The following is a 12,822-nucleotide window of genomic DNA, read 5'->3' as shown; positions in this document are numbered from 1 at the left end:
CGCGGCGCACCGGCGCCCCCGGGCCTCCGCCCTCACACCCGCGCCCCCAGGCCCCCGCGCCCGCGCCTCTCGCCCCGCCCCCGGGCCCCCGCACCCGCGGGGGCTTCCGTATGCCCGCGGAATCCGCCACGATGCCCCCACGGCCCCCCACAGCCCGCCACGGCTTTCCGTCGCTGTGACGTATCTCCCTGGGCGGATCCGCCGTTTCGGTGAGACACTATGCAGAGCGCCGCATATCTAGCCGGTTACCGGACGGTTTCGAAGTTCCGTTCGGCGGGCATGAGGCACAAGCGCCGCGGGCAATGAGGCCCGCTCTGCGACGGATCGGTCATGGGTCCGAAACACTTCGGAATCCTCGATCCGTCCCCCACGGGAACGCCGCAGTTCCCGTACCTCACAGCTGAACCACCCGCCACCGCCCGTATCGGCGGTGTCCGCATGCTGGAATGAGCTATCCGCTTTCCGAGAAGCCAGCCATCATGTAACCTGCACGAAATTTCGCGGAGGGCCAACGTCGTCCCTCGGCTGTTGCATATGCCACGACGACGACGGGAGAGCCGATGCGTTCCGACGCCTGGTCGCCCATGGACGGTCGCCCCGCCCCCCAGGGGCTGTACGACCCCCGTAACGAACACGACGCCTGCGGTGTCGGGTTCGTGGCCACCCTCACCGGTGTTGCCAGCCACGAGCTGGTCGAGCAGGCGCTGACCGTACTGCGCAACCTCGAGCACCGCGGCGCCACCGGCTCCGAGCCCGACTCCGGTGACGGAGCCGGCATCCTGCTCCAGGTCCCGGACGCCTTCCTCCGCGAGGTCGCCGGGTTCGAGCTTCCCGCCGCAGGCGCGTACGCCGTCGGCATCGCCTTCCTCCCCGCCGACGGCTCCGCACAGGCCGTCTCGCAGATCGAGACGATCGCGTCCGAGGAGGGCCTGGACGTCCTCGGCTGGCGCGAGGTCCCCGTCGCCCCCGACCTGCTCGGCGCCACCGCCCGCTCGACCATGCCGGTCTTCCGCCAGCTGTTCGTGGCGGACCACACGACCAGTGGCATCGCGCTCGACCGCAAGGCCTTCGTCCTGCGCAAGCGCGCCGAGCGCGAGGCCGGGACGTACTTCCCGTCGCTCTCCGCCCGCACCATCGTCTACAAGGGCATGCTGACCACCGGCCAGCTGGAGCCCTTCTTCCCGGACCTGTCGGACCGCCGCTGCGCCACCGCCGTGGCCCTGGTCCACTCCCGGTTCTCCACCAACACCTTCCCGAGCTGGCCGCTCGCCCACCCGTACCGCTTCGTCGCGCACAACGGCGAGATCAACACGGTCAAGGGCAACCGCAACTGGATGACCGCCCGCGAGGCCCAGCTCGCCGGCGACGTCTTCGGCACCGGCCCGGACGGCAAGGGCATCGAGCGGATCTTCCCGGTCTGCACCCCGGACGCCTCCGACTCCGCCTCCTTCGACGAGGTCCTGGAGCTGCTCCACCTCGGCGGCCGCTCGCTGCCGCACGCGGTCCTCATGATGGTCCCCGAGGCGTGGGAGAACCACGACTCCATGGACCCGGCCCGCCGCGCCTTCTACCAGTACCACTCCACCCTGATGGAGCCCTGGGACGGCCCGGCCTGCGTCACCTTCACCGACGGCACCCAGGTCGGCGCGGTCCTCGACCGCAACGGTCTGCGCCCCGGCCGCTACTGGGTCACCGACGAGGGCCTCGTCGTGCTCTCCTCCGAGGTCGGCGTCCTCGACATCGACCCCGCGAAGGTCGTCCGCAAGGGCCGCCTGCAGCCCGGCAAGATGTTCCTCGTCGACACCGCCGAACACCGCATCATCGAGGACGACGAGATCAAGGCCGCCCTCGCCGCCGAGCAGCCGTACGCGGAGTGGCTGGAGACCGGCGAGATCGAGCTCTCCGACCTCCCCGAGCGCGAGCACATCGTGCACACCCACGCCTCGGTCACCCGCCGCCAGCAGACCTTCGGCTACACCGAGGAAGAGCTCCGCGTCATCCTCGCCCCGATGGCCCGCACCGGCGCCGAGCCGATCGGCTCCATGGGCACGGACTCGCCGATCGCGGCCCTGTCCGAGCGCCCCCGGCTGCTCTTCGACTACTTCACCCAGCTGTTCGCACAGGTCACCAACCCTCCGCTGGACGCCATCCGCGAAGAGCTGGTCACCTCGCTGCGTTCGTCGCTCGGCCCGGGCAGCAACCTGCTCGACCCGACCGCGGCCTCCTGCCGCTCGGTCACCCTGCCCTTCCCGGTGATCGACAACGACGAGCTGGCCAAGCTCATCCACATCAACGCCGACGGCGACATGCCCGGCATGAAGGCCGTGACCCTCTCCGGCCTCTACCGGGTCTCCGGCGGCGGCGACGCGCTCGCCGCCCGCATCGAGGAGATCTGCGCCGAGACCGACGCGGCGATCGAGGGCGGCGCCCGCCTGATCGTCCTGTCCGACCGGCACTCCGACGCCGAGCAGGCGCCGATCCCGTCGCTGCTGCTCACCGCGGCCGTCCACCACCACCTCATCCGCACCAAGCAGCGCACCAAGGTGGGTCTGCTCGTCGAGGCCGGTGACGTCCGCGAGGTCCACCACGTGGCCCTGCTGATCGGCTACGGCGCCGCCGCGGTCAACCCGTACCTGGCCATGGAGTCCGTCGAGGACCTGGCCGGCGCCGGCACGTTCATCCAGGACGTCGAGCCCGAGCAGGCCATCCGGAACCTGATCTACGCCCTCGGCAAGGGCGTCCTCAAGGTCATGTCCAAGATGGGCATCTCCACCGTCGCCTCCTACCGCGGCGCCCAGGTCTTCGAGGCCGTCGGCCTCGACACCGCCTTCGTCGAGAAGTACTTCAACGGCACCGCCACCAAGATCGGCGGCGCCGGCCTCGACGTGGTCGCCAAGGAGGTCGCCGCCCGCCACGCCAAGGCGTACCCCGCCACCGGCATCCCCTCGGCGCACCGCGCCCTGGAGATCGGCGGCGAGTACCAGTGGCGCCGCGAGGGCGAGCCGCACCTCTTCGACCCGGAGACGATCTTCCGCCTGCAGCACGCCACGCGCGGCAAGCGGTACGACATCTTCAAGAAGTACACGGACCGGGTGAACGAGCAGTCCGAGCGCCTGATGACGCTCCGCGGCCTGTTCGGCTTCGCCACCGAGGGCCGTACGCCGATCTCCATCGACGAGGTCGAGCCGGTCTCCGAGATCGTCAAGCGCTTCTCCACCGGCGCCATGTCCTACGGCTCCATCTCGCGCGAGGCCCACGAGACCCTCGCCATCGCCATGAACCAGCTGGGCGGCAAGTCCAACACCGGTGAGGGCGGCGAGGACCCGGACCGCCTCTACGACCCGGCGCGCCGCTCCGCGATCAAGCAGGTCGCCTCCGGCCGCTTCGGCGTCACCAGCGAATACCTGGTCAACGCGGACGACATCCAGATCAAGATGGCCCAGGGCGCCAAGCCCGGCGAGGGCGGCCAGCTGCCCGGCCACAAGGTCTACCCCTGGGTCGCCAAGACGCGTCACTCGACGCCCGGCGTCGGCCTGATCTCCCCGCCGCCGCACCACGACATCTACTCCATCGAGGACCTGGCCCAGCTGATCCACGACCTCAAGAACGCCAACCCGGCCGCCCGCATCCACGTGAAGCTGGTGTCCGAGGTCGGCGTCGGGACCGTGGCCGCGGGTGTCTCCAAGGCCCACGCGGACGTCGTGCTCATCTCCGGCCACGACGGCGGTACGGGTGCCTCCCCGCTGACCTCCCTGAAGCACGCGGGCGGCCCCTGGGAGCTCGGCCTCGCCGAGACCCAGCAGACCCTGCTGCTCAACGGCCTGCGCGACCGTATCGTCGTGCAGACCGACGGCCAGCTGAAGACCGGCCGCGACGTCGTCATCGCCGCGCTGCTCGGCGCCGAGGAGTTCGGTTTCGCGACCGCGCCGCTCGTCGTCTCCGGCTGCGTCATGATGCGCGTCTGCCACCTGGACACCTGCCCGGTCGGCATCGCCACCCAGAACCCGGTGCTGCGCGAGCGCTTCTCCGGCAAGGCCGAGTACATCGTCAACTTCTTCCAGTTCATCGCCGAGGAGGTCCGCGAGCTCCTCGCCGAGCTGGGCTTCCGCACCCTGGAGGAGGCGGTCGGCCACGCCGAGCTGCTCGACACCAGCCGCGCGGTCTCGCACTGGAAGGCGCAGGGCCTGGACCTGGAGCCGCTGTTCCACGTCCCGGCGCTGCCCGACGGCGCGGTCCGCCACGCCCTGGTCGAGCAGGACCACGGCCTGGAGAAGGCCCTCGACAACGAGCTGATCGAGCTCGCCGCCGAGGCCCTGAACGCGGCCTCCGCCGAGGAGGCCCAGCCGGTCCGCGCCCAGGTCCCGATCCGCAACATCAACCGGACCGTCGGCACCATGCTCGGCCACCAGGTGACCAAGCGCTTCGGCGGCGCCGGTCTGCCGGCCGACACCGTCGACATCACCTTCACCGGCTCCGCGGGCCAGTCCTTCGGCGCCTTCCTGCCGGCCGGTGTCACCCTGCGCCTGGAGGGCGACGCCAACGACTACGTCGCCAAGGGCCTGTCCGGCGGCCGCGTGATCGTCCGCCCGGACCGCGGCGCCGACCACCTGGCCGAGTACTCCACCATCGCGGGCAACACCCTCGCGTACGGGGCCACCGGCGGCGAGCTGTTCCTGCGCGGCCGCACCGGCGAGCGCTTCTGCGTCCGCAACTCCGGCGCCCTGGTCGTCTCGGAGGGCGTGGGCGACCACGGCTGCGAGTACATGACCGGTGGCCAGGCGGTCGTCCTGGGCGAGACCGGCCGCAACTTCGCGGCGGGCATGTCCGGCGGTGTCGCCTATGTGATTGACCTGAACCGGGACAACGTCAACTCCGGCAACCTCGGCGCCGTCGAGGCCCTGTCCGACACGGACAAGGAGTGGCTGCACGACGTCGTGCGCCGCCACCAGGAGGAGACCGGCTCCACGGTCGCCGAGAAGCTGCTCGCCGACTGGGACGCGGCCGCCGCCCGCTTCAGCAAGATCATCCCCACCACGTACAAGGCAGTGCTCGCCGCCAAGGACGCCGCTGAGCTCGCCGGCCTCTCCGAGGCCGAGACCACCGAGAAGATGATGGAGGCGGCGACCCATGGCTGACCCGAAGGGCTTTCTCACCACCGGCCGCGAGGTCGCCCGGACCCGGCCCGTGGCCGAGCGCGTCAAGGACTGGAACGAGGTCTACGTCCCCGGCTCCCTGCTGCCGATCATCGGCAAGCAGGCCGGCCGCTGCATGGACTGCGGCATCCCGTTCTGCCACAACGGCTGCCCGCTGGGGAACCTGATCCCCGAGTGGAACGACTACGCCTACCGCGAGGACTGGGCGGCGGCGTCGGAGCGGCTGCACGCCACCAACAACTTCCCGGAGTTCACCGGCCGCCTGTGCCCGGCTCCGTGCGAGTCGGCGTGTGTGCTCGGCATCAACCAGGCGCCCGTCACCATCAAGAACGTCGAGGTCTCGATCATCGACAAGGCGTGGGACGGCGGCGACGTCCGTCCGCAGGTGCCCGAGCGCCTGTCCGGCAAGACGGTCGCCGTGATCGGCTCGGGCCCCTCGGGTCTCGCCGCCGCCCAGCAGCTGACCCGGGCCGGCCACACGGTGGTCGTGTACGAGCGGGCCGACCGCATCGGCGGTCTGCTGCGCTACGGCATCCCCGAGTTCAAGATGGAGAAGCGGCACATCAACCGCCGCGTCGAGCAGATGCGCGCGGAGGGCACCAAGTTCCGCACCGGCGTCGAGGTCGGCCGTGACATCACGGCGACCGACCTGCGCAAGCGTTTCGACGCCGTCGTGGTCGCCGCCGGCGCCACCACCGCCCGCGACCTGCCCGTCCCGGGCCGGGAGCTGAAGGGCGTGTACCAGGCGATGGAGTACCTGCCCCTCGCCAACAAGGTGCAGGAGGGCGACTTCGTCACCGCCCCGATCTCCGCCGAGGGCAAGCACGTCGTGGTCATCGGCGGCGGCGACACCGGCGCGGACTGCGTCGGTACGGCGCACCGCCAGGGCGCGGCCTCGGTCACGCAGCTGGAGATCATGCCGAAGCCGGGCGAGGAGCGGAACGCCAACCAGCCCTGGCCGACCTTCCCCATGCTCTACAAGGTCACCTCGGCGCACGAGGAGGGCGGTGAGCGGGTCTACTCCGTCTCCACCACCCACTTCGAGGGCGACGAGGACGGCAACGTGCAGTTCCTGCACCTCGTCGAGGTCGAGTTCGTCGACGGCAGGCTGACCCAGAAGCCGGGCACGGAGCGGAAGATCCCGGCCCAGCTGGTCACCCTCGCGATGGGCTTCACCGGCACCGACGTCGAGAACGGTCTGGTCGCGCAGTTTGGTCTGGACCTCGACGAGCGGGGTAACATCGCCCGTGACGCGGACTTCGCCACCAATGTCGATGGTGTCTTCGTCGCCGGTGACGCGGGCCGCGGTCAGTCCCTGATCGTGTGGGCCATCGCGGAGGGCCGCTCGGCCGCCCGCGGCGTCGACCGCCACCTCGCGGGTGCCAGCTCCCTGCCGGCCCCGATCCGCCCGACGGACCGTTCCCTGACGGTCTGATCGACGGTCCGATCCGCCGGATCACCCCTTGGACGTCCCGTACAACGACGTACGGAACTGAGCGCGGCGCCCCCCGAATGTCCCCGACCGGACGACTGGGTAGGGCGCCGCGGCGCGCTTCCGGGACGTGTCAGGGCAGGCTCGGGATGATCCAGGTGATCAGGGAGGCGGCCGCCACCGCCAGGACGGCGACCAGCCCGAGCCAGCGGGCCCAGCCGGTCATGCGCCGTACGGTACGGGCGCGGTCCCGCTCGTACCTGAGGATCTGTACGGCCCCGAGCGACCGGAGCCGCCCCGGGCGTTCGTGGACGGCGGACACCATCATCCAGGACGCCGTGACCAGGAGGAGGAACGCTCCGCAGAGCAGCCCGATCACCGTCCATCGGGGTCCCGATGTCAGCTTGCTGAGATTCTCCTGCCCTTTGAGGACGAAGATGACGGTGAGCAGGCCCGTGAGGGTGGCGAGGAAGTTGCGGTAGCCCTCCGCCTGCTGGAGGGCGGCCTTGAGCTGCTGCGGCGGGGAGGCCATCTCCTTCGCCCGGTCGTCGGCGTCCCTGAGTTCCGCGGGACTGAACTCGCTCACCGCGGCAGCCCCTGGGGCGGAAACGCGATGTAGAACCCGACCCCGCATCCCTCCTCGACCCCGTCCGGCCGGTTCACGTGCCAGGTCGAGCAGGTGCACTTGGTGAACCACGGGCCGTCGTCGTCATCGGGCCGCTCCCGACGCCGGAACGGCCCCTTGGTGGTCACGGGCTGACCGTACGGCCAGGACTTGGTCATCGGGCACCGGCAGCCGGGGCACTCGCCCGTCACCTCGTACGACCAGTCGCCCTGGCGGCGCAGCTCCCAGAGGAACCGGGTGCTGGCCTCGGCCGGGGATTTGTTCACGGCGCTGTACGGCACGGGGGAACTCATGATCGCGGGCCTCCGGTGGGCGTGGTCGTCGTCGGCAGGTCGAGGGAGAAGAGCCGGGCGTAGCGCTGGAGCCGGCCGAGCACCTCGGGCTCGGTGAGGTCGGTCTCCTCGGAGCACAGCACGATGTGGTCGGGGTCGACGGTTCCGGTGACGGCGGGGGCCCTGCCGGTCAGCTGGGTGGTGAGCACGATGACATCCCGCCAGTCCGGCACGATGGCCTGCTCGGTCTCGTCGGGCGGCGAGACGGTGACGTGCAGCCCGAGGCAGCGGAACGGCGCGTACCGCTCGTACGCCTTCCCCAGCGTCCAGCCGAACCGGCCCGCGACGAGGACGAGCTCGAGGGGGCCGAGAACGCCGGGGCCGAGGAGGCCGGGGTCGAAGGCCGCGAGGTCGAAGTCGTCGGGGACGAAGTCCTCCAGGGCCTCGGCGTCGGGGCCGGTGAAGGGGCCGGGGAGGGCGGGGCCGCCGGCGGGGCGGAAGGCGAGGGCACTGCGGACGGCCGTGCCGAGAGTTCTGCGTGGGTGTCTGGCGCTGAGGAGGAGAAGCTGCGGGGTGAGAGCAGCACGGAAGGCCATTCTGTGGCCGACTCCCTCCTCGAACAGCAGCTTGAGATCGAGGTCTGGTGCCAGCGAGCGGAGCGTCTCGGGGATGTCGGCCACGTTCAGAGGCAGGGGCAGGTCGAGCTTCTCCAGGCGCTCGATCTGGACCCCCAGTGTGGTCCTCTGACGGGCTGCGAGGTGGGCGAGTGGTTCCACGCACAGACCGGAAGCGTCGAGGTCCCACCGTCCGTTCCCGTAAGACGACCTTGTATGAACGATGTCGAGCAGGGCGGCGAGCACGGGGGCAGGGGAGGCCAGCTGCTCGATGTGCGCCTCGACGAGCTCAAGACAGCCCGGGGCGAGGACGCCACACGCGTCGAGGCACCGTAGATCTTGGCGTAGTGCGGGGAGACCGCCTTCGGACGCGGCGTGGCGCAGCGCGGCAGCGAGACGCCAAGGTTTGAACGGGCCCTGTTCCTCGGTCGGCCAGGGGAGGAGATGGGTGACCCAGTAAGGAGCGATCCAGGTGGCGGTCTCTTCGGGAACCGGCGGTGCCGACACGCCGGTGGCGGCGGTGAGGTTGTTGATCCGCTCCACCACACCGCCGATCGGGATCTTCATCTCTGCGGACCGCTCGAGCACGCCGAGCATCGTCAGGTCGTGCGTGACCCACGGTCGTTCACCGTCCAGGTCGCGGGACAGGAGCCGGCGCTCGTCACCTGTGAGGGCCCGGTGGCCGAGTGTCGCCGCGGAGATTCCCGGGGCCATGGAGAAGCCGAGTTCCCGCAGATCGTCGATCCGTGCGGCCAACCGCTCGCGCTGTTCGACGGAGGGGGCCCGGACCAGGAGGTCGACCGCGTGAACGGCACCCTCATGCCAGACGTGTCCCTTCTCCTCGTTGACGCAGCTCACCGGAGCGGCGAGTTCCGCGGTCTCGGTCTCCGTGACGACACCTTGGGGGACCTGGGGCAGGTCCTCCCAGCCCGGTACGGGTACACCCCGTGTCAGTTCCCCCGCCGCGGCGACGGCTTCGACGAGAGGGATCTCATGGGCCGCCGCGACAGGAAGAAGGGGGGCGAAGCGGGCCGGGTGCGATGCGTCCGACACGGGATCGGGACGGGCGTCGTCGTACATCCGGAAGAGATCCGCCATGATCACGGTTGGTTCGATGTCTCTCAGCGACCGTACGTCCGTGACCGCGGGCACCCATACCCCGGTGATGGCGAAGCGCCGTTGGGCGCGTACGGCCACCGCGAGGGACTGTCCCGTGAGCGCGGCCGCCCGTAGCGGCTCGGTCCAGGACCCTTCGGGTACACGGTGCTGGAAGAGCAGTGCCGCGAGCCCGAGAGGCGCGGGGTATCCGAGGGGAGTGAACGGGTCGCGCTTGTCACCGAGGACTCCGAGGAGGGAGTTTCGCCACCGCTCCAAGAGCTCGCTCTCGTGCAGCCGCGCATCGCCCAGGGGTTGTTGGAACATGAAGCGCTGGATTCCGTCACTGTCGATAGGGAGACACCCGACCGTGCGCAGGGGGAAGGACGAGGAGGCCAGGCTGAACTCCGCGTGCGTCACGTGCAGGACGCCCACCGCCTGCTCGTCGAGCGCGTCGAACGCCTCGACGGCCAGCTTCGGCTCGGTGCGCGCGAGGTCCCACAGCCAGCGCAGCGACACCTCCTTGAACGAGGCCATCGCCTCCGGCACCGCGGTGAGGAGCCTGCGCTCCACGCCCTCCTTGTCGTAGCGGAGCAGTCCGTTGCGGTCCACGGTGGGCACCGGTTGGTCCCGTTCCCGCAGGTTGAAGACATAGCCGTGGACGGTCGGCGCGTTCTTGACCACAAGGCCGTCGAGCAGGAGCTGGCCCGTGCCCTGGACGATCCAGACGTCGTCCGTGTCTGCGGTCGTCGCCCTGGCAGGCTCGGTCGGCCAGTCCACCGAGGCCTTGAGCTCGCCCGGCGTCCATTCCTCAAAGCGGATCCGGTCACCCGCCTGGTCCCGTTCCACGGCCGTCACCCGGTGGTCGCTCACCCACAGCAGCTTCCGCAGCGTCTCCACCAGCGACGGGGGCGCCTCACCGTCCGCGTCCGCGCTCAGGTACAGACGCACGACGGTGCCGCCCCGCTCCGGGGCGTTCCGGGTCTCGCGGATCTCCAGGAGGCCCGAGCCGGACTGGATGGTGGCCTGCAGCGGGGCCTCCGTCCGGGACGGGTTGCCGTGGAAGTCGATGGTGCTGGTGGTGACGACGACCTCCTCGGCGAGCATGAAATAGCTGAAGACGCCGATGCCGAAACGGCTGTTGAACGGGATCGGATCGATGCCGGCGCGCCGCCAGTTGCGGCGTTCCTGAACGAAATCCGGGTCTTGCTCGTACCGCTTGCCCGCCCGGGCGAACATCGAGGTGAGCTTTTTGCGGCTCATCCCGGTGCCGGTGTCCCGGCATTCGATGTACGGACGGTTCTGCTCGTCGTAGCCCTGGACGAAGGAGATCTCCGGCTCGCTGTCCGACGCACCGCACTCGCCGACCGCGTGGCCGTAGCGGGTGCGCAGCTGCCGGTGGCGGCAGGCGTCCAGGGCGTTCTGGTAGAGCTCGCGGACGGCGAGCATCCGGTCGCCGTACAGCTGGGTGCCCATCAGCAGGGGCCGGATCTCGTCCTCGGCGAGACGGAAGCGCTCCAGCGGCTCCGTGTAGCGGTCGTCGAGGGGCTTCAGGAACTCGGTCGTCACCTTCCGCGGGATGCCGCGCAGCAGCGCCGGGGCGGTCCTGTCGTCCTCCTTCCAGCTCTGCCGGAGGGCTCGCACGGAGGCGTCCGCGACGCCGGCCAGCTCTTCCACGGCGGCATGCAGCGCGGGGTGGGGGCAGGCGAGGACGACGGCGAGACCGTACGACGAACCGGCGCCCGGCTCCTCGTCCCGGTCGGTCGGCTCCAGGTCGAAGTGGGCGAGGGCGGCGACCACGTCGGCGGGGGCGAGCGGACGGTGCGCGCCGAGGTGGTCGACGAGGACGCTGGACATCCGGCGCGGGTCCGGGGCGAGCAGCGCGGCCAGCCACAGCAGGGTCGCGAGGTCACGGCCGCGCCAGGTGTTGCCCCGTACCGCGCGGTAGTCCCGCCACGCCGACTCCGACGTGTGGTTGATCCGGGGGCTGCTGCCCGGGGCGACCGTCATGTGGGGCAGGACCTGCCGCACCTGGCGGTCGACGAGGTCGTGGGCCTGCGACGAGGAAGGGGGCGGGTCGCCCTCGGCGCCCGCCGCGACGGCCGCCACCACCATGCCGATCAGGTGGTCCACGGCCGGATAGTCGCCTGTGTGGTCCCAGAGCCGGTCCCAGTCGGCGATGAAGCGATGGCGCAGCCAGTGGTCCGCGGCCGTCGCCGCCTCGCGCAGCTTTCGGCGGCGCAGGGTCTCCGCCGCGAGTGCGACCTGCGAATGCGCCCGGAAGACGTCCCGCGCGGCATCGCACACCAACTGGTCGTGCGGTGTGGCGATCTTCCGCCCGCGCCCGTCCTCCTGCCGGTCCAGCCGGTCCGGCCGCAGCGCCGCCAGCTCGCTCAGTGCCACCGCCACCACGCCCTCGTGCAGCAGCGGGGCGGCGAGCAGAGCGGCGGTCTCGGCGGGGGAGAGGCGTTCGCGTTCGGTGAGGCCGGCGGCTTCGACGAGCCGGCCGAGCCGGGACATGACGCGGACCGGGTAGTCCGAGTCGTTCCAGGGGGTGTCGAGGGCCGAGCCCGTCCCCAGGCGGCTCTTGGCGACTTCCCGGGCCAGTTCGTCGAGCCGGTCCTTGACCCGCTGGTGCACCGCGGCACCGCCTGAGGTGTGGGCCCACAGCGCCGAGCCGGCGACGGCCCGGGTCCAGCGCAGGGTCTCCTGGGAGCCCCGGCACAGCACCAGCGCGGCGGCGCGCTCCTCGGCACACTGGAACTCGACGGTCGGCGGCGGCTCCGTCAGGTGGGCGGTGAGCCGTCCGACGCGGTTGTGGACGAACGCGTGGAGTTCCTGGAAGGTCCGTGGGGGACTGGCGGGGGAGAGCGCCTCGGACAGCGCGATCCCGAAGTAACTGCCCTTCTCGGGGTCGGCGTATGCGGGCTCGCCACGGCCACTGCTGCGCAGCCAGGCGACGTTCTCGTACGCCGAGTCCACGAGACGCGTGAGGCTCCGCTGCGCGGGCAGGGTGGGCTGCCTGGTGCGGCACATGTCGAGGCAGACGACGACCGTGACACCGTCGGGAACCGGCTCCGGGCCCAGCAGGACATCAGGTGCGGTTTCGAGGACGGTCTGCGCGAGGAACGAGCCGTCGGGACGGGCCCGGGCGTCGGAGGCGAGGAGGAAGTCGCGGCCGTCCACGGAGACACCGTGGCAGGACAGATAGAGGAAGGCGGTGTCCCCGGGTGAGCAGGAACGCAGGAACTCCTCGATGGCGAACACGATTGCGCCGGCACGCGTGTCGCGCCGCTCCGGCTGCGGGTGCCCGGGATGCAGAGTGTCGACCTTGTAGTCGGAGTCGGCGAGCGCGGTGCCGACGAGCTCGATGTCGCGGTCGACGAAGTCGAGCCGGGGAAAGCGGGCGGCGAGGACGGGGTCCCGCTCCAGGAACTCGGTGCGCCCCACGCCGATGAGCAGCGCCCGCCTTCGCCCCGTGCCCGTCCCTCCGTGAGTTCCCGCGGCCGTGTCCCGGGACGCGCCCGTCGTCATGCTCACCTGTACCCCCGGCTTCCGTTGTCCGCTGCCCCGAGACGTACATGATTCCCCACCACCCGCTCCTGCGGTGTGTGTTCGGGCTTCGTTCTGT

Annotated in this window: 5 protein-coding genes; 2 read left to right on the top strand and 3 right to left on the bottom strand. The window is 70.9% G+C overall.

The genetic code is table 11. The features are described from left to right. The first annotated feature begins 560 nt into the window (after positions 1 to 560). Both gltB and AB0C73_RS19305 read left to right on the top strand, forming a co-directional pair. A complete protein-coding gene (gltB, locus tag AB0C73_RS19310; RefSeq protein WP_362531280.1) occupies positions 561 to 5,135 on the top strand; it encodes a glutamate synthase large subunit in 4,575 nt (1,524 codons plus the stop codon). Next, positions 5,128 to 6,588 carry a glutamate synthase subunit beta gene (locus tag AB0C73_RS19305; RefSeq protein ID WP_362531277.1) on the top strand — a complete coding sequence of 487 codons (1,461 nt, stop codon included), beginning with the start codon at positions 5,128 to 5,130 and terminating at the stop codon, positions 6,586 to 6,588. Before gltB ends, AB0C73_RS19305 begins: the two co-directional genes overlap by 8 nt. Positions 6,589 to 6,718: 130 nt before the next feature. Here AB0C73_RS19305 and AB0C73_RS19300 read toward each other — a convergent pair whose 3' ends face one another. From AB0C73_RS19300 to AB0C73_RS19290, 3 genes are read right to left on the bottom strand one after another with little or no spacing between them, the layout of a single operon-like run. After that, positions 6,719 to 7,171 carry a hypothetical protein gene (locus AB0C73_RS19300; protein ID WP_362531275.1) on the bottom strand — a complete coding sequence of 151 codons (453 nt, stop codon included), beginning with the start codon at positions 7,169 to 7,171 and terminating at the stop codon, positions 6,719 to 6,721. Then, positions 7,168 to 7,503, bottom strand: a complete 336-nt coding sequence (locus AB0C73_RS19295) for a hypothetical protein (RefSeq protein ID WP_362531273.1) — start codon at positions 7,501 to 7,503, stop codon at positions 7,168 to 7,170. The genes AB0C73_RS19300 and AB0C73_RS19295 overlap by 4 nt, the downstream gene beginning before the upstream one ends. Next, on the bottom strand, positions 7,500 to 12,725 hold the full coding sequence (locus AB0C73_RS19290) for a caspase family protein (protein WP_362531270.1): 5,226 nt from the start codon (positions 12,723 to 12,725) through the stop codon (positions 7,500 to 7,502). The genes AB0C73_RS19295 and AB0C73_RS19290 overlap by 4 nt, the downstream gene beginning before the upstream one ends. Positions 12,726 to 12,822: the final 97 nt, after the last annotated feature.

The organism is Streptomyces sp. NPDC048623 (genome assembly GCF_040650755.1).
Taxonomy (GTDB): Bacteria; Actinomycetota; Actinomycetes; order Streptomycetales; family Streptomycetaceae; genus Streptomyces.
The sequence above is the reverse complement of the archived record's forward strand: the minus strand, read 5'-3'. Positions and strand labels throughout refer to the sequence as shown.